The 17,011-nt window shown below is 70.3% G+C and carries 21 protein-coding genes; 18 read left to right on the top strand and 3 right to left on the bottom strand.

Annotation, left to right across the window (positions count from 1 at the left end; translation table 11 throughout):
* The first annotated feature begins 429 nt into the window (after window positions 1-429).
* Together E1265_RS18590 and E1265_RS18585 are read left to right on the top strand one after the other, a co-directional pair.
* On the top strand, window positions 430-876 hold the full coding sequence (locus E1265_RS18590) for a GntR family transcriptional regulator (protein ID WP_132931427.1): 447 nt from the start codon (window positions 430-432) through the stop codon (window positions 874-876).
* Window positions 873-1,445, top strand: a complete 573-nt coding sequence (locus E1265_RS18585) for an HD domain-containing protein (protein WP_132931426.1) — start codon at window positions 873-875, stop codon at window positions 1,443-1,445. Before E1265_RS18590 ends, E1265_RS18585 begins: the two co-directional genes overlap by 4 nt.
* Here E1265_RS18585 and E1265_RS18580 read toward each other — a convergent pair.
* Together E1265_RS18580 and E1265_RS18575 are read right to left on the bottom strand one after the other, a co-directional pair.
* Window positions 1,442-1,915: an NUDIX domain-containing protein gene (locus tag E1265_RS18580; protein ID WP_132931428.1), complete on the bottom strand. Its 474-nt coding sequence runs from the start codon at window positions 1,913-1,915 to the stop codon at window positions 1,442-1,444. The two genes, E1265_RS18585 and E1265_RS18580, sit on opposite strands and share 4 nt — an antisense overlap.
* Window positions 1,915-2,676 (bottom strand): helix-turn-helix transcriptional regulator, encoded by a 762-nt coding sequence (locus E1265_RS18575; RefSeq protein ID WP_132931425.1) that lies wholly within the window; start codon window positions 2,674-2,676, stop codon window positions 1,915-1,917. Before E1265_RS18575 ends, E1265_RS18580 begins: the two co-directional genes overlap by 1 nt.
* Window positions 2,677-3,520: 844 nt before the next feature.
* Here E1265_RS18575 and E1265_RS18570 point away from each other — a divergent pair.
* The 7 genes from E1265_RS18570 to E1265_RS18545 all read left to right on the top strand — a co-directional run bounded on the left by E1265_RS18570 (window position 3,521) and on the right by E1265_RS18545 (window position 7,640).
* Complete coding sequence (locus E1265_RS18570) at window positions 3,521-3,931, top strand: hypothetical protein (protein WP_132931424.1); 411 nt, start codon at window positions 3,521-3,523, stop codon at window positions 3,929-3,931.
* An 89-nt stretch (window positions 3,932-4,020) separates the two neighbouring features.
* Window positions 4,021-4,164 carry a hypothetical protein gene (locus tag E1265_RS37120; protein WP_165953790.1) on the top strand — a complete coding sequence of 48 codons (144 nt, stop codon included), beginning with the start codon at window positions 4,021-4,023 and terminating at the stop codon, window positions 4,162-4,164.
* Between the two features lie 342 nt (window positions 4,165-4,506).
* Window positions 4,507-4,791, top strand: a complete 285-nt coding sequence (locus E1265_RS18565; RefSeq protein ID WP_207931132.1) for a hypothetical protein — start codon at window positions 4,507-4,509, stop codon at window positions 4,789-4,791.
* Window positions 4,788-5,189 carry a hypothetical protein gene (locus E1265_RS18560; protein WP_132931422.1) on the top strand — a complete coding sequence of 134 codons (402 nt, stop codon included), beginning with the start codon at window positions 4,788-4,790 and terminating at the stop codon, window positions 5,187-5,189. The genes E1265_RS18565 and E1265_RS18560 overlap by 4 nt, the downstream gene beginning before the upstream one ends.
* A gap of 50 nt (window positions 5,190-5,239) precedes the next feature.
* Window positions 5,240-6,262 (top strand): conjugal transfer protein, encoded by a 1,023-nt coding sequence (locus E1265_RS39260; RefSeq protein ID WP_243740914.1) that lies wholly within the window; start codon window positions 5,240-5,242, stop codon window positions 6,260-6,262.
* Window positions 6,259-7,299, top strand: coding sequence for a DNA (cytosine-5-)-methyltransferase (gene dcm / locus E1265_RS18550; RefSeq protein WP_132931421.1), 1,041 nt, complete (start codon window positions 6,259-6,261; stop codon window positions 7,297-7,299). The genes E1265_RS39260 and dcm overlap by 4 nt, the downstream gene beginning before the upstream one ends.
* Window positions 7,296-7,640, top strand: coding sequence for a hypothetical protein (locus tag E1265_RS18545; protein ID WP_132931420.1), 345 nt, complete (start codon window positions 7,296-7,298; stop codon window positions 7,638-7,640). Before dcm ends, E1265_RS18545 begins: the two co-directional genes overlap by 4 nt.
* A 429-nt stretch (window positions 7,641-8,069) precedes the next feature.
* Here E1265_RS18545 and E1265_RS18535 read toward each other — a convergent pair whose 3' ends face one another.
* On the bottom strand, window positions 8,070-8,255 hold the full coding sequence (locus E1265_RS18535; protein WP_132931419.1) for a hypothetical protein: 186 nt from the start codon (window positions 8,253-8,255) through the stop codon (window positions 8,070-8,072).
* 85 nt (window positions 8,256-8,340) lie between these two features.
* On the opposite strand from E1265_RS18535, the gene E1265_RS18530 reads away from it, so the two are divergent.
* The 9 genes from E1265_RS18530 to E1265_RS18495 all read left to right on the top strand — a co-directional run bounded on the left by E1265_RS18530 (window position 8,341) and on the right by E1265_RS18495 (window position 16,921).
* On the top strand, window positions 8,341-9,312 hold the full coding sequence (locus E1265_RS18530) for a hypothetical protein (RefSeq protein WP_132931418.1): 972 nt from the start codon (window positions 8,341-8,343) through the stop codon (window positions 9,310-9,312).
* Between the two features lie 85 nt (window positions 9,313-9,397).
* Window positions 9,398-11,509, top strand: a complete 2,112-nt coding sequence (locus E1265_RS18525; RefSeq protein ID WP_132931417.1) for a hypothetical protein — start codon at window positions 9,398-9,400, stop codon at window positions 11,507-11,509.
* A 172-nt stretch (window positions 11,510-11,681) separates the two neighbouring features.
* Window positions 11,682-12,188, top strand: coding sequence for a hypothetical protein (locus tag E1265_RS18520; protein ID WP_132931416.1), 507 nt, complete (start codon window positions 11,682-11,684; stop codon window positions 12,186-12,188).
* A 16-nt stretch (window positions 12,189-12,204) separates the two neighbouring features.
* Window positions 12,205-12,333 (top strand): hypothetical protein, encoded by a 129-nt coding sequence (locus E1265_RS40350; protein ID WP_279571445.1) that lies wholly within the window; start codon window positions 12,205-12,207, stop codon window positions 12,331-12,333.
* A 35-nt stretch (window positions 12,334-12,368) separates the two neighbouring features.
* A complete protein-coding gene (gene ssb / locus E1265_RS18515) occupies window positions 12,369-12,833 on the top strand; it encodes a single-stranded DNA-binding protein (RefSeq protein ID WP_132931415.1) in 465 nt (154 codons plus the stop codon).
* A 90-nt stretch (window positions 12,834-12,923) separates the two neighbouring features.
* Window positions 12,924-13,865, top strand: a complete 942-nt coding sequence (locus tag E1265_RS18510) for a DNA primase (protein ID WP_132931414.1) — start codon at window positions 12,924-12,926, stop codon at window positions 13,863-13,865.
* Window positions 13,862-15,136, top strand: a complete 1,275-nt coding sequence (locus tag E1265_RS18505) for a DUF3631 domain-containing protein (protein WP_207931131.1) — start codon at window positions 13,862-13,864, stop codon at window positions 15,134-15,136. The genes E1265_RS18510 and E1265_RS18505 overlap by 4 nt, the downstream gene beginning before the upstream one ends.
* A gap of 136 nt (window positions 15,137-15,272) precedes the next feature.
* Window positions 15,273-15,479: a helix-turn-helix domain-containing protein gene (locus tag E1265_RS18500; RefSeq protein WP_132931413.1), complete on the top strand. Its 207-nt coding sequence runs from the start codon at window positions 15,273-15,275 to the stop codon at window positions 15,477-15,479.
* A 47-nt stretch (window positions 15,480-15,526) separates the two neighbouring features.
* On the top strand, window positions 15,527-16,921 hold the full coding sequence (locus tag E1265_RS18495) for a tyrosine-type recombinase/integrase (RefSeq protein ID WP_132931412.1): 1,395 nt from the start codon (window positions 15,527-15,529) through the stop codon (window positions 16,919-16,921).
* Window positions 16,922-17,011 lie beyond the last annotated feature (90 nt).

The raw sequence follows: 17,011 nt of genomic DNA, 5'->3' as shown, positions 1-17,011 counted from the left end.
CGCTGAGCGGGCACGGCGCCGCCGCCGTATCCGCTGACACAGAGAACCCCAGGTCAGAACAGTCTGACCTGGGGTTCTCGGGTGAGCCGCCTGAGGGAATCGAACCCTCGACCTACGCATTACGAGTTGTCCGATCTTCGTCCGTGGGCGTCCGCCGCCATCCGCGCACCAGGCTCCGTCCCTGGTCAGCGGACTTCCGGGACGCTGGCGGACAACAGCGAACGCCCACGGATCGAGGGGCAACCGAGACCACGACTGAGACCCGCCCGCCGTCCGTCCAGCTCCGGCCACGGCCGCTCATCTGGCGCCACGGGTTGTATCGCCATGTTGCATAGTGGGACGAGTCTCGGCGCAGCGCGGCAAGCCTGTGTCGAGACGAGAGCTCAGAGCGACGGCGGCGCGGTCAGCGCCTTCCCTGGGAGGAGAGGCATGCCGGACGCAAGTCCGCGCGGAACGTATCTACAGGTCGCCGAAGCGATCCGGCAGCGGATCGCAGACGATCCGAAGCTCGTGGACCTTCCGCCGGTTCGGGAACTCATGGAAGAGCATGGGGCGTCCCGTGGCCTCATCACCCGGGCCCTGAAGGCACTCCAGAACGATGGCGTCGTCACCTCGTCTCAGGGGGCAGGCTGGCGTGTCGTTCGAGACCAGGATGAAACCCGGTCGCTCGAAGAACGGATTGGAGCCGTCATCACCGAGGACTCTCTAGCCATCGGCAGCACCTTCCCGAGCGAAGCGGAGCTGTGTGCTCGCTTCGGTCGCTCCCGCACCGCCGTACGTTCGGCCCTGAGCAAGCTTGAGGGCGCCGGACTGCTTGAGCGAGCCCCGGGCAAGCCTCGCGTCGTTCGCGCCGTGCCTAAGGAGGTGCCGCAATGAGCGGTGGCGAACTGACCGCCTGGGCATACCCTCTCGCTGAATCGCTGCTCGCCGAACCCCTCCCCCGCCGGTGGGCTCACTGTCTCGGGGTGGCTGAGCGGGCACGGACGCTAGCCCCGGTCCTTGGCGAGGATGCCGAGCTCATCGAGGCCGCTGCGGTCCTTCACGACATCGGGTACTCGCCTGAGCTCGCGAAGACGGGATTCCATCCTCTCGATGGAGCGCGCTTCCTCCGCACCGTCCCGGACGCCAATGAGCGCGTGATTCGGCTGGTAGCTCACCACTCCTGTGCGTGGATGGAGGCCGAGGCTCGGGGCCTGGAACGGGAACTCGACACTGAGTTCCCCAAGGAATCTTCCGAGCTGAACGATGCCATCTGTTACTGCGATATGAGCACAACGCCAGATGGCACTCCGACCAACCCCGTAGACCGCATCAACGAAATCTGCGGCCGATACGGCGATGAGAGCTTGATCGGCAGGTTCATTCGACGGGCCGAGCCGGAAATCTTGGACGCAACGGCCCGAGTCCTATCGCGCCTGTCTGACACAAAGCGCACGACCAGTTAGCCGATATAGAGGTCTCGCCGCGTTTCGTCCAGCGCATGCCTGATCCGCATCAGCATGGTGGGGTGTATATCGAGCTCCGAGAGGTCCGCTGGGGTAACCCAGCGGACCTCTGTTGTTTCACTGCTCGTCCGGACTTCTCCACCAACAGGCTTCGCCCGGAAGCATAGACTGAATTGTTGACGCGCTTCCCCGTCGTCATAGAGCATGACATGTCCCGGGTCCGTGTAAATACCGGACAGATTGATGACTTCGACATCAATTCCGGTCTCTTCCTTGGTCTCCCTAACCACGGTATCGGCGATGTATTCGCCTGCGTCATGACCGCCCCCGGGCAGTGCCCACCGCCCGTTGTCCGAGCGCCTGATCATCAGGATGCGGCCGACAGCGTCCTGCACGAAGGCGACGACAGAGGGGACGACCGAGTTCGCCGGAGGGGCGTCCGGGTCATGCAGATAGTCAATGCGGCCCATCATTGCGCCTTCGGGAAGTCGTCGTCAGCCACCGGGCGCGCTTTCTCCCAGGTTTGGTCAAAACTCTGAGCGTACGTGTTGAACAATCCGGCTCCCGGAAGCCTTCTCAGGTGCAGGACCGGAGCCAAGTACGCACCAATTCCGTAGACGTGAGTATTCACAAGCATCTCGTCGTCACCTCGATAGATCGAGTTATAAAGCGTCGCATCGTGAAGCCGAAAGCTGATCTGCGGATAGCTTTCCATGAGCGGGCGGAAATTCACCAGGGCGTTGCGAATCTTGTGCCCCATAACCATATGCCCCTCATCTACTCCCCGCTGAGCCACAGCGGCGCAGTCCGGATCGCCGAGCAGCATCCTGATACGCGCGGTCTCCGATTTCTTCGCTAACACCTCGAAGAACAAGGGGTCTTCGGAGAGGAATCCGCCTGCGTACACGAGCACATCAATGCTCTGTTCGGCGCGACCGTATATGTCCCTCCAGAGATGGTTCGGGACGACATGCCGATGCGGGTAGACGGTGACTATCTCTGCCTTACTCAGGTCCGAGGCGCTATCGACCGTCCGCGAGTCGTTGGGCCACAACACCGCCGCGTCTACACGGAGTTCGGACGACACGGCGTACTGGTGACGACGGTAGGGCGTCTTGTCCTGGGTGATCCACCGCTCGACGGTCTTCGGGTCAACCCCCAGCCGTTCCGCCAGATCCCGGACGGTCAAACCGCGGGCCAGCATCGCGGACCGTAGTCGTTCGTTGGGCATCTCCACCCCCCAAGGGACTTCTAGGGACTTCCTGAGGCTACGGAGATGCTCCCGAGATGTCTACGCACGCGGTGCCCAACTCCCCTGACCTGCGGCGATGCTGAGGACATCCCAAGACGCCCCGAGGGCGAAGGAGCAGACACCCCCCGAGCGACTTGACACGGGATCGAAGCAGAGCATGTAATACATGCACCGCTTCGGCGGTAGCCCGGAGGGCCCGGAGACGGGTCTGAAGGCAGCGCTTGTCCTTTGAGAACTGAACAGAGTGATCCACACCCGCAGCCGTAGTTCGCGGGGAGTGGAGACCCGTCGGCAGTAGCGAGAGCGTGACACGGGCCAGCGCGATGAGCCCGGGGGAGGGAAACCCCCGGAGGAGCGTGAAGCCGCAGGACTGGCCGACGCGGCAGCGTTCCCCCTTCGGGAGGCCGCCGAAAGACCCGCGACGATTCGCCGTACACCGGCACGCGACGACCCGGCGGAGGGATCACCGACCGGAGAGCGTGAGTACACCAGCGACCATCGCGGCGACTCAGCGATCCAGCAGCCTGCGCTGCCTGTCGTCACCGAGCACCACGGCTGTCGGCCGTGCGGTGTCGGCAGGGGGCCCGCAGGACCCCACGAAGCGGCCCCGACCAGCGACGCAACCGCCAATCAGGGCCAGCAGATCAACCCCTAACGCAGCTAGGAGTGGATCCGAGGTGGACTTTACCGGCACGACGAAGCTGACCGAAGCGGAGCGCGAGGAGCTTTCGCGGAAGAACGCTGAGCAGAACAAGCAGTCCCGCGACAACGTCACGATGAAGGGCGGCGGTCAGTGAGCAACGCTGCTTCCCGTTTCGCCGCCGTGTACGCGGTGTTGACCGCCGCCCACGAGGTGGCTGATCACTGGGTTCAGGTCGACGAGGACGCCGGGCACAAGGGCGACGCGGGCCCCGAAGGGGTTCGCGCGTGCGTCCGGCACGTCGCCACCTACACCGCCACACAGGGCGCCGCTCTGTGGGCCGCGAACCGCGCCTTGGGCCTGGGCGTGAAGCCGGGTCGTGCGGTCGCCGCTCTGGCGGTGTCCGCGGCCACGCACTACTACGCCGACCGGCACGGCGGGCACTGGCGCGATGAGACCCCCACGGGGCTGGTCCGGGCCGCTCACCACATCGGTAAGGGCAAGTGGCTCCGGCGGGACCCGAACGCGGGCTACCTGCTGGATCAATCCTGGCACAAGGGATGGATCGCCATCGCCGCCGCGATCGCCGCCTGACGGTCTCCTGTGCTTCCCCTCGACCGCGCCGGTCGAGGGGAAGCGCGGACGGCCGGACAGTCGGTCCGGTCTGGCGATGAGGAGACAGCGTGTCGACCACCGAGAACAGCGGCCAGGGCCAGAGCACCCACTTCTACATCCTGACCCTGGAGGTCCCCGAGCGGGTGCAGGCAAGTTGGACCGGGGAGCTGGCCGTGCGGCCGGGAACGCGGCGCAGGGAGGTCTACGACTAACCTGCGCACCCAGATCGCCGAAGAGCACCCCGAGATGTCGCGGGCGAACCCGATCTACTTCGCTCTCGACCCCATCACGCTCTGACGCTTGCCTGATCCGCCCACCTCAGCGCATCGCGCTGCGGGGTGGGCGGTGACGGGGAGGTGTCAGGACTCCGCGCCTCTTCCCGCTCGTGAGCAGGGTGCTCCCTCGCGAGCCACTGCCCCGCCTGGTGTTGCAGCACCGGGCGGGGTCCTCAACTTCCCTTTCCGCCCTCTGGGGCGGCGGCTCCACGCCAGGACACACCGCCGCCCAGGGGCCCTATCCGTTCATGTCGAGAGAACAGGACCCTGGTAATGAGCATGAGAACGTTCGTCGGTGCCCATGAGGCGCGCGATGGTGACGAGTTCATCGAACTGGCCCTGGGCACCCCGCTGGAGCTGTGGCTGGGTGTCGAGGACGAGACCCCGGAGGAGCGGGCGGCGCGGCTGGACGCCGGTCGGGACATCCTTGCCGATGACCCCGGCCTGATCGACCGCGTGACCCGTGTCGCCGCGCTGGCGATCGAGGAGCACGCCGCCGACCTGTTCGCCCCGGCCGTGCCGCGCCAGGCCGCGCGCCGCATCCGGCGGGCGGTGGCCGCATGAGCACGGCGCCGTGGGATGAGGAGCTGTTCCACACGTGGTCGCGTGGCGCGTCTCGCGTCGTGTGGCGGACGGTGCTGGAACGCGGTCGGAGCGAGGTGGCCGTCGACGTGGCCCGCAGGGAGCTGGCCGCGGCGCCGACCGCGTTGGAGGCCCTGGCGGCGAACGTCGCGCTGGTGCGGCACCTGATCGGTTGCCGCTGGTACGTGATGCGCGAGGCGATCGAGTCCGGCGCCACCTGGGAGGACATCGCCCGCACGCTGGGCGTGGGCGTCCGCGAGGTGCAGGAGACCTACCGGGCCGCGATCACCCAGCAGGAGCGCCACCGGGTGCCCGGGTTCGACAAGGCTCGTTCCTGGGCCGTGCTGCGGGACGGTGCGGCTGAGGACGGTGTGTCGTGAAGCGGCTGAGCAAGGTGCAGAAGGTCGTTCTTGGCCTGGCGTTCGTGCCCATGCTGGCGACGGGCGTGATGGGTGGGATCGGCACTTACACCAACATCGAGGCCGCCTATGGTGCGGGCACGGCTGTTGGTGCGGTCTCGGCTGGTGAGGGTGCTACCGCTGTTTTGGCGTTGGTGCTGCTCGGGTTGACGCTGCTGGGGCAGTCCTCTCCGGCGGTGGTGCGGGTGGGGCTGTGGCTGTTGCCCGCCGCCGCGGCGGCGATGGCGGTCACGGCCGCCGCCGACCCCGGGCAGGTGGTCATCTACGCGGTCACGCCGATGGGCATGACGGTCTCGGCTGAGGGCATGGCTTTCCTGGCCCGCCGGATCGTGGTGCACCAGTCCGGCCGGGACATCGAGGCCGAGGCGCGCGCCGCGGCCATCGTGCAGGAACTTGCCTTCCACCACGCTCGCGCCGCGTCCCACCCCGATGAGCGCAAGCGGAAGGCGTCCCAGCGGCGCTCATGGGCGTTGGCCCGGAAGGTCGGTCGGCACGACCCGACACTCGCCGCCGGTCTGCTGGAGATCCAGCGGACCCGACTCCAGTCGGGGGCCGACTCCGCCCTTGCGGCCATGTTCACCGCGCTCCCGCAGTCGGCCCCGACCGAACCGGAGACCGTGGCGATCGAGTCCGCCCCGACCGCTCCGGTGACCGAGCCGGTTACCCCGGCGGTCACTGCGCCGGTCATGCCGCCGGTCACCGAGATGACCACGCCCGCGCTCACGGTGGCCGCCGCGCCGCCCGCCCGCAACGCGGTCACGGTCACGATCCCCGAGGCACCCGAGCCCGGTCACGACGGCGGTCATGCGGATGACCACCGGGGTGACCACACCAGCGACGCCCCGACGCCGGGGCAGCTTCGCCAGGCCGCACGGCGGTTGAACCGCCAGCACATCAAGGACACCGGACGGCCAGTGACCATCGATGCCCTGCGCACCGAGCTGGGCCTGACCCGCCGGGACGCCACCGCGCTGCGCCGCGAAGTCGTCGGGGCCACCCGCGACGAACACCCTGAGGCGGGGGTTCCGACGTGACCGGCCTGCGGATCGGCTCCATGTGCAGTGGTTATGGCGGGTTGGACATGGCTGTGACCGAGGTGTTCGGCGGTGAGGTGGTGTGGGTGGCCGACCCCGACCGGGGGGCGGCGGCGATCCTGGCGCACCACTGGCCGGAGGTGCGCAACCTGGGCGACATCACGTGCGTGGACTGGACGAAGGTGCCGCCGGTCGATGTGGTGGTCGGTGGGTATCCGTGCCAGCCGTTCAGTGACGCGGGCTTGAGGAAGGGGACCGCCGATGACCGGCACATCTGGCCGCACATCGCCACCGCCCTTGGCGTTCTACGACCCCGCTACGCGGTCTTTGAGAACGTCGCAGGGCACCTTCGACGGGGATTCGACGTCGTGCTGTCGGATCTTGCCCGCCTCGGGTTCGATGCGGAATGGCTCTGTCTTCGCGCGTCCGACATCGACGCCCCGCACCACCGGCGGCGGCTGTTCATCCTCGCCCACGCTGCCGACACCGGCGGCGAGGGACTGGCGCTCGGGCCAGTCCAACCTGATCGGCACGAACTCCCGCCCGCTGAACGAGGTCGTCGAGATGACGCTCCTGCCGACGCCCCGTGCGACGGACGGCACGAAGGGCGGCCCGAACCAGCGCGGCAGCTCGGGGGATCTGATGCTGCCCTCCGCGGTGGTGCGGCTGCTACCTACGCCGACCGCGACGGACGCGAAGGGCAGCAGCGGAGCGAACCCGGCCTGGAAGCACGGCGAAACGCTGACGGACGCGGCCCGGAGCGTTGGGGCCGGTACGGTCCGGCCGTCTCGCGGTGGGAGGCGGCGACCGGCCGCCGCGCCCCCTGGGCAACTGACGATAGAGGTCGGCTGGACCCCGCCTTCGTCGAGTGGATGATGGGCCTCCCGTCCGGCTGGGTCACCGACGTCCCCAGCCTGAGCCGGGCGCAACAGCTCCGGGCGTTGGGCAACGGCGTCGTTCCCCGCCAGGCGGTCGCCGCCATCACCCACCTCCTCGACCGCGCCATCAGGCGCGAGACCGACAAGGAGGCGGCATGAGCGAGCCGATCGCCTACGCCGCCCTCTGGCGCCCAGTCATGAAGGCCGCCGGCTTCCGCTGCCAGTGCCGCGGCGAGTGCGGCAACCCCCACAAGTCCGGTCAGGGCCGCTGCCCGCGTGAGCACGACCAGCACGCGAGCAGGCACCGCGGCGGCATCGTCCGCCTGATCGCCGCCCCGGCCGACCCGAGCCTCACCGGTCTGGCGGCGGCGCGAGCCGACCGCTCCCAGCTTCGGGCGTGGTGCCCGGACTGCCACGACAACGCCCGCCGCGCCGCCAACCGCGCCGCGCGGACCGAGGTGGTCTCGGAGCAGGGCGGACTGTTCGAGATCGAACCGTGACCGACCCCGTGGGGACCACAAGGCGCTACCTGTATGGCACGGCCCGCTCTGCTGTGGCGGCACACGGGCCGTGCCTCCCCAACCACTCGATCTGTTGGAGGACTTCAGCATGACGGATACGACCACTCAGGTGGTGGTCGAGGCGGTCTCGCCACCGCCCGATTCGGCCACACCCAAGACCCCCGCCCCGGTGGCCGGGGCGTTGCCCGGTCGGCCGCTGGTTGCGGCCGGGGCGAACACGCTCGGCATGGTCTCGGCTGGCGCACTGTCGGTCGGCGGCCCGATCGGTCTGGCGGCGGCCGGGGTTGCCGCCGGGGCGATAGCGGGAGCTGCGGCCGTCCGCCGCGTCACCCGCAACCGTCGCGGCCACCGCTGGCACCGCCAGACCGGAACGGTGGGATGGCTGCCCGGCCGCCGCCAGACACCGGCTCAGCCCAGGTCGCAGACGACGACGTTCGGCACGACCGCGCCGCACCGACCGGGCCGCACGTCCGGTCGGCACGCCGCCCCGGGCAGGAACGGCGGCGGCGGTGGCGGGGTGTTGGGTGCGGCAGCGCGTGCCGCGGGCCAACGCAGTACCAGCGCCACCAGCCCGAGTTCGAGCAGCAGGGGCACGCCGACCGCCCCCGGCCGGTCAGGCGGCGGTTCGTCGTCGCGGCCGGTGGATCGGCCGGGCCATTCGTCGGATGGCGGTGGTTCGGTGTCGCTGTGCAAAGAGGCCACCCCGCCGCGTCGCGAGCGTCGAACCAGCAGGCCGCGCGGGGGTGGCCTCTTCTCCCGCGCCGGTCACGCGGCCCTCGACCGCTACACCTCCCGGGCGCCGGTGTGGTCGGCGAACGCCCAGCGGCGCGCGGCCGATCGGATCGCGAAGGGCCAGGCCAAGGCGCGCAAGGCGGCCGGGCTGGACCCGAGGACGGGCGAGCCGCTGCCCAGCACGAAGAAGCCGGTCGACCGGCGGAAGCGCGCGTTGCGGTCGTCGGCGGCCCGCCACAGGGCTCGGATGACCGCCGCCGCGCTGGCGGCCGGCACGGTCGGCGTGCTGTCGGGGGTGTGGAACTGGCGGCACCCCGGCCGCGCGGTCGGCCACATGCGCCGGGTGTGGGCCCGCGCGGCGGGACGTGCCCGCGCTGCTCGTGAGCGGCGGGACGCGGCGATCCGGGGCGAGGAGACGCCGCGCGAGGTGCCGGTGCCCGCCGGCACGGTCAACGACCCCAACCGCCGCCGCCAGAAGGCCAAGGCGCCGGTCGGCACCGGCCGGCGGGCGGCGCGGGTGGATCTCGGCAAGACCAACACCAGGAAGGACTCCAGCGTGTCTGACACGACGAACACGGCGTTCACGCGGCTATCGGACGCGGCCGACGTGATGCTTCAGGCCGCGTCCACCTTCGACCCCGAGCACATGAGCCAGTTCCAGGCCCTGATCGACGACCTCCCCACCGCCATGGGCACGGTGCAGGAGACCCTGCGCGTCCTGGCGGAGATCTCCCGCGACCGGCTCCCGGTCGACCCGGCCGTGGTCGAGGAGATCGGCGAGGGCTTCCGCGCGATGAACCGCGTGGTCGCCGCCCTCGACGAGGTCCCCACCGTCTACCGCCGGGTGCACGCCCAGGACATCGAGCGGGGCGAGAACCCCCGCAACGGCATCGAGTCCGAGCGCAAGTGGAACGTCTGACCAACCCCACCAACCGCATCGCCGCCGCGCCCCCGCCCCGATCCGGGCCGGGGGGCGCGGCCTTCCCCGGAAGGGACGCAGCGTCTTGACCAGCAAGAAGAACGATCCTCGGGTGGATTGGTCGGCAGGGCACGGCGTGGTGTCCGGCACCATCAACGCCACCACCGGCGTCTTCACCACCACCGCCCTGGCCAACATCGCCGGCATGCCCGCCGGATGGGCCCTGGCGGCCGGTGCGGCCGGAGCGCTCGGCACCACCGTCACCGGCATCCGCAAGCGGCTGACCCGCGCCACGGTCGCGTTCCGCGGCGCCTGCTGCCTCGCGGCCGGCACCTGGTCCTCCTGGGCACTCGCGGGCGACGGGCCCACCTCGCTCACCGCGATCGGCGCGCTCGCGGTCGGCGGCACCCTCGCGGGCACGCTGGCGGCCGGGGTCGACGGACATGAGGTCACCGAGCAGTCCCGCCGCGCCACGCTGCTGGCGATCGGCACCCGCCGCCAGATGGCGGCCGACTGGATCGACCGGATCGCCCGCGTCTGCCACGTCGACGGGGTCGAGGTCATCGGCATCGAGCACTGGCCCACCGGCATGGGCTACACCCTCGAAATCAAGCTCCCCGCCGGCGGGGTGACCCGCAAGGCGATCGCCGACCGCGCCCCCGCCCTGGCCGCCGACCTCGACCTTCCCAACGGCTGCGGCGTGGCCGTGAGCGAGGGAATGTCCCGCCGCCTAGTCCTGATCAAGGTCACCACCAAGAGCCTCGCGGGGCTGGAACTCCCCTTCCCCATCGAGGAGATGGCCGAGGTCACCACCGTCAACAACCCCCTGCCGCTGGCGCTGCTCTCGGACGGCGGGCGGGCGGAACTCGACCTGCGGCAGGCGTCCACGATCGTCGCCGGCACCACCGGCAGCGGCAAGACGAACTGGCTCCACACCCTCATCGCCCGCCTGAACCAGTGCAACGACGTGCTGGTGTGGGTGATCGACCTCAACGGCGGCAGCCTGGCTCTCCCGTGGCTGCACGCCTGGCGCGAGGCACAGAGCGGCGCTGAGGGTTCGCGGTGGTCGGGCGCCGACATCCCCGCCCCGGGGGTCGACTGGGTGGCCTCCACACCGAAGGAAGCCGCCACGATGCTGGGAGCGGCGGTGCGCATCGCCAAGGCTCGCAAGGTCGCCTACCAGGCACACATGAGGGCCGAGGACGACGACAAGCTCCCGGTCGGTCCGACGCTGCCGGAGATCGTGATCCTGGTGGACGAGGGCGCGGAAGTCTCCGCCACCCGCGAGGCACGCCAGGTCGTGGCCGGGGTTTCCGAGGTCATCCGGATCGCCCGTGCCATGGCGATTCGCGCAGTGATGTCCGCGCTGCGCGTCACCCAGGACGTGTTGCCGGACCCGATGGTCCGCAAGATGGCCTCCAACCGCGTGTGCACCGGCGCCACCGAGGACAGCGAGCTCGGGCACTTCTTCGGCTGGCGCGCGCTCAGTGTCGAGGAGAGCTTCGACGGGCCCGGCTCCCTGCTGGTCGGCACGGACGGCAAGGGGCCCGAGAAGGGCCGCCAGGAACGCATCACCCCCAGCGGCATCGAGGCGGTGTGCGCGGCCACCGCCGCACGTCGGCCCAGCCTCGACGCTCCGTCGCTCAACGCCGCGGGCGAGGACTACGCGCAGCGGTGGACGCTGGAACGCTGCGGCCACCTCTGGGGCCAACACGTCGAGGCCACCACCACGGCCGGCGGTGGTGAGGGGACGCGGCCGGTGCGGGAGTGGAAGGCCACCGCCTCATGGGACCAGCCGCGCCGCCCGGACGTGCCGAGCGTCCGTGAGCTGGAGGCCATGTTCAACGCCCCCGCCGCCGACCCCCGGCACGGGGACAGCGACGACGGGCGGGACGACGACACGGACTGGTCCGACCCGAGCGCCTGGGTCAGCGACCACGACCGCAACAGCGTCCAGCCCGAGCAGACCGACGCCCGCCAGGCCGCGATGGCGCTGCTGTTCGCCGCCGGGCCCCAGGGAACCGGCGCGTCCGCGCTGGAGCGCGAGCTGAAGCCCGAGTTCGGCACCACCCGGCCGACCATCCACGGCTGGCTCAAGGCGTGGGTCGAGACCGGGGAGATCGTGCGCGTTGGTAGCGGCAGTAAGACCCGCTACGTCCACCGCCAGCACGCTCCCGACAACCCCGCCCAGGGGTGACCGACAGCGGCCTGAAGCCCCGCCTGTAGCCCTCCGGCGCAGGCGGGGCCCGCCTGTCGCCGAACGCCGAAAACCCCCCGCTGACCTGCGACACAACAGGCTACAGACAGGCAACAGACGACAGGCGACAGACAGGTCGCGCTACAGGCCACACAACAGGCTGGAGACCTCCATGAACCGCGCGACAGACCCACCCGACATCACCCTCTACCGCGATCACACGCCGCCCGCCGGGCCCCACGACGCGGCCCTCATCCACCCCGCCACCGGGCAGGCGCTCACTCCGCAGCAGGCCGCGCTCCTGCTCGCGCTCGCCCAACAGCACACCCCCGCCCCGGCCCCGGTCGCACCGGTTGAGACCCGCGCGTCGGGCCGCGCGAAGGACACCGCGCTCGTGATGGCGGCCGGCGGCGGTGGCCTGGGGGCGGCGACCGCCGGCATCGGCTACGGCTCTGGCCTGATCGCGTCCGCCTCGGGAGGACTCATGACCGCCGCCGTCGCCCTGGCGATCGCCTCTGGCTCCATCGGCATCGGCGCCTGGCTGCTGCGGGCCGCGTTCAGCCGCACCGACACACCGACCGCCGGTGCCGAGCAGCAGCAACCGACCACCCACATCACCCAGAACATCACCGCCACGGGGCTGTTCGGCAAGGCCAACGGCACCGTCCACCATCGCTGATCGCAAGGAGAGCTCCATGCCCCTCGACTGCAACAACTGCCAGGGCGACACCTGCGGCCCGTGCAACGACCCGAACCAGATGGTCTGCGGCGGCTGTGGCCAGTGCGTGTACTGCGCCGACCGGGGCATCACCAACCCCCAGTAGCCAACCCCAACCGCGCACCTACCAGGGAGACACTCATGTCTGCGGGAGAGACCCCGATCACCATCGTCGGCAACCTGACCGACGACCCCGAGCTCCGCTACACCCCGTCCGGCGCGGCGCTGCTGCGCTTCACCGTCGCCTCCACCCCGCGCGCCTACGACAAGGCGTCCGGGCAGTGGAAGGACGGGACCGCGATGTTCATGCGCTGCACGGCCTGGCGTGACCTGGCCGAGAACGCCGCCGGCTCCCTCGCCAAGGGAACCCGCGTCGTCGTGACCGGCCGCCTGCGCCAGCACAACTGGCAGAACGACCAGGGCGAGAACCGCTCCATGCTCGGCTTGGAGGTGGACGACATCGGGCCGTCGCTGCGGTTCGCCACCGCCAGCATCCAGCGCACCAAGAACACCCAGCGGCCCGCCGCCGCGTCAAACGACCCCTGGTCCACCGCCGCCCCGGCAGGGAGCGGCGCGCCCGCCAACGACGACCGGCCCCCGTTCTGATCACGCCCCGGGGCGGCGGCTCCACGCCATGGACACTCCACCGCCCCGGGCCCTACCCGTTCCCATCGAGAGAACAGGACACCCACCATCATGACCCATGCGCGCCAACCGGCGCCGCCCTTCCCACTAACCGGTGACAGCCACCTCGACACCGCCCTGGCCCTGGCCACCGCCGGTGTCCCGGTGCTTCCCCTGCTGCCCCTGCGGGGTGGCAAGGCGCCGGTCGGAAACTGCCTGGCCTGCGCCAAGAACCGGTGCGGCGGACGGCCGAACATGAAGAACCCGGGACCCTGCCACTGCCCCCGGCCGTGCCACGGCTGGGCCGCCGCCACCACCAACCCGGCCGCTCTCACGTCCCCGCAGTGGTCGGCGGCCTGGCGGCAGGCAGCGGCCGTCGCCTACCACCCCGCCGGAGCCGACGTCACCGTCGTCGACCTCGACAACCCCGCCGCTGTCGAATGGGCCCGCGCCACCCTGCCGCCCACCCGCACCGTGGCCACCTCGCGCGGCGAGCACTGGATCTACCGCGGCACCACCACCTCGGCCAACTCGGTACGGCCCGGCGTCGACATCAAGTCCGCAATGGCCTACGCCCGCTGGCTCGGACCCGGCATCGGCACCATGACGCCCCTGCCCGACGCCGTCCGGGCGCTGCTCGTTCGAGAAGAGGCCACCCGCCGCGCCGGGGTGGCCTCTTCCACCCCGCAGCGCGCCGCCTGGGACCACTCCGCGGCCACCGGATGCCGCCACACCGAACGCTACGTCCACACCGGCTTGAACAAGGGCCTGGCCATGATCCGGGCCCGCACCGAGCAGGGCGCCGGCTCCCAGGCATTCGGCGTCGCGCGCTTCCTCGCCGCCCTGCACACCGCCTGCCCCGGCCCCTGCGGACTCGACGCCATCGCGTCCGACCTGATCGCCGCCGCCGTCTCCGTGGGCGTCCCCGAGCCCTACGCCACCCGCGCCGTGACCAACGGCCTCGACACCGCCCTGAACCAGTCCGCCACCCACCGCCGGGGGAACGCCGCATGACTACGCCCAAGAAGCCCCAACGCGCCGGAGCCGGGGCCCCTGAGGACGGTGCCGCGCTGCTGAACGAGGTGGAAGCCTTCCACCGTCGGTTCAACGTCTTCCCGCTGGAAGCCGCGTACGTCGCGGTGACCCTGTGGGACGCGCACGCGCACCTGTTGGACTGCTTCGACTCCACCCCGCGCATCGCCTTCCTCTCCCCGGAGCCGGGCTCGGGGAAGTCTCGCGCTCTGGAGATCGTGGAGACGCTGGTCCCCAACCGCATGGTCGCCGCGCAGGCGTCCGCGTCCGCGATGTTCCGCGCGGTCGGCGCCAGCGACACCCGCCCGACCATCCTCTTTGACGAGGTGGACACGGTGTTCGGCCCCAAGGCGGGGGAGAACGAACAGCTCCGCGGCTTCCTCAACGCCGGACACCGCCGGGGCGTTGGGATGTGGCGGTGCGTCGGCGACGGAGCCAACCAGACCGTGCAGGAGTTCCCCTCGTTCTGCGCCGTCGCCATGGCCGGGCTCGGCTCCCTGCCCGACACGATCCTGACCCGCTCCGTCATCATCCGCATGCGCCGCCGGGCCCCCAACGAGACCGTCGAGTCCTACCGGCAGCGCACCCACCAGAAACAGGGCAACGCCCTCCGGGACCGCCTCGCCGCCTGGGCAGAGCAGGTGCGGGAGCGCGTCGAGGGCGCCTGGCCCGAGATGCCCGAAGGCGTCACGGACCGCCCGGCGGACGTGTGGGAGCCGCTGCTCGCGGTCGCCGACGCGGCCGGCGGCGACTGGCCCGAGCGGGCCCGAGCCGCGTGCGTGGAGCTGATCCTGGCCGCCAAGCAGGACGACACCGCGTCCATCGGTATCCGGCTCCTCACCGACCTGCGCGACCACGTGTTCCAGGGCGCGGACCGCCTGCCCACCGTCGTCATCCTCGACCGCCTCCTGGCCCTGGACGACGCCCCCTGGGACGACATCGAGGGCAAGCCGATGACCTCCCGCATGCTGTCGAGGATGCTGCGCGAGTACGTCACCGCCGACAACAAGCCGATCGCCGCCCGCAACATCAAGAGCGGCGGCAGCGTGCTCAAGGGCTACTACGCCAGCGACCTCAACGACGCGTGGACCCGCTACTGCCCCCCACCCCCCGGAAAATCCGCTACCTCCGCTACCGAGGCCGCGATTCCGGGCGTGACCAGCGAGAACGCGGTAGCGGACACGTCCGTCTCCAGCCGCTACCCGTCCGCTACCCCGAGCACATCCGCTACCCCGGCCACCGCCGCCAGGTAGCAGACGAATCCGCTACCTCCGCCAAATCCGCTACCGCCAACAGGCCCGTGACCTGCGCGGTAGCGGAGGTAGCGGAGGTAGCGGTTCCCAGAGGGAGGGGGCCTCGCCCCCGGGAGCTATCGAGGAGACAACTCGGATGTCCGCAGTCATCGCTGCGCCTACCGACCGACTTCTCTACCGACCGGAGGAAGCCGCGAAAGTGCTCGCCATCGGCCGATCGATGGTCTACGAGCTCATGGCGGCCGGAGAGCTGGAGTACGTCGAGTTGAGCACCCGCTGTCGCCGTATCCGACGCAGCGCGCTGGAGAAGTACGTCGCGAACCTGACCCCGCACACCCACTGAGCTGAGCACACCGAGGCGCCCCCGGATTCACCGGGGGCGCCTCCTGCATGGAGAAGCACGTGAGTCGAAAGCCGAACATGGAATCGTCCATCTACCTCGGTAGTGACGGGCGGTGGCACGGTCGCGTCACGATGGGCGTGAAGAACGACGGGAGCCCGGACCGCCGCCACCGCTCGGCGAAGACCGAGCCTGAGATCAAGCGCAAGGTCAAGGAACTGGAGCGGCTGAGGGATGAGGGCCGCGCTCCCAAGGCCGGGCGGAAACCGACCGTGGCTGAGTGGATGGACACCTACCTGACCACGATCGCGAGCCTGAAGCTCAAGCCGCGGTCGCTGGACGACTACTGGTCGAAGACGCGCAACGACATCATCCCGGGAGTAGGCCAGCACCGGTTGGACAAGCTGTCGCCGGAGCACTTGGAGCGGCTGTACGCCGACATGTTGGAGGAGGGGCACGCGCCCTCCCACGTGTTGAAGGTCCACCGCATTCTGTCGCGGGCCCTGAAGATCGCCCACCGTCGCCGGATCATCTCGGAGAACGTGGCGACGCTGGTGGATCCACCGTCCGTTGACGAGACCGAGGCGAATCCCTTCACGATCGCCGAGGCGAAAGCGTTCCTGCTGGCCGCCGCGAAGCGCCCGACCTTCCTACGCTGGGTCGTCGGGGTGGGCATGGGCTTCCGGCAAGGCGAAGTCCTCGGCCTGCGCTGGACGTACGTGGACCTCGAAGCGGAGCTGTTCCACCCACGCTGGCAGCTTCAACGGCTCAAGTGGCGGCACGGCTGTGACGCCCCGCACGCCTGCGGAGCTCGCCTGCACCGCTTCACCCCGTGCCCCGAGCCGTGCGCAACGCACCGGCACTACACACGCGGCTGTCCGGCGCCGTGCCCGAAGGGCTGCACGCGCCACGCGAGTGCCTGCCCGGAACGCAAGGGCGGCGGACTTGTCTTCACGCGCCCCAAGACGAAGAAGAGCCGGGAGCCGGTGCCGATCCCGCCACCGTTCATCCCCCACCTGGTCGCTCAGCGGGAAGCCCAGCAGGAGGCGCGCGAGGCGGCCGAGGAGCTGTGGCAGGAGCACGACGCGGTGTTCACCCGCCCTGACGGGCGTCCCCTCGATCCGCGGGCGGACTGGGAGGAGTTCAAGGAGCTGTTGGCCGAGGCGGGCATCAGCGACCGTCGCCTGTACGACGGGAGCCGGCACACCGCCGGCACGATCCTGAACGAGCTGGGCGTCGACATGCCCACGATCATGGAGATCCTTCGGCACACCCAGATCAGCCAGACCCGGCGGTACGTGAAGGGCCGCTCGGAGCTCTCGAAGGAGGCTATGCGACGCATGGGCGACGCGTTCCTACCGCCGCCCCGGGCCACGTCTGAGACCAGAACTGAGACCACGCAGACCCGCGCTGAGCGGGCACGGCGCCGCCGCCGTATCCGCTGACACAGAGAACCCCAGGTCAGAACAGTCTGACCTGGGGTTCTCGGGTGAGCCGCCTGAGGGAATCGAACCCTCGACCTACGCATTACGAGT

Source organism: Streptomyces sp. 8K308 (genome assembly GCF_004348315.1).
Lineage (GTDB): Bacteria > Actinomycetota > Actinomycetes > Streptomycetales > Streptomycetaceae > Streptomyces.
The sequence above is the reverse complement of the archived record's forward strand: the minus strand, read 5'-3'. Positions and strand labels throughout refer to the sequence as shown.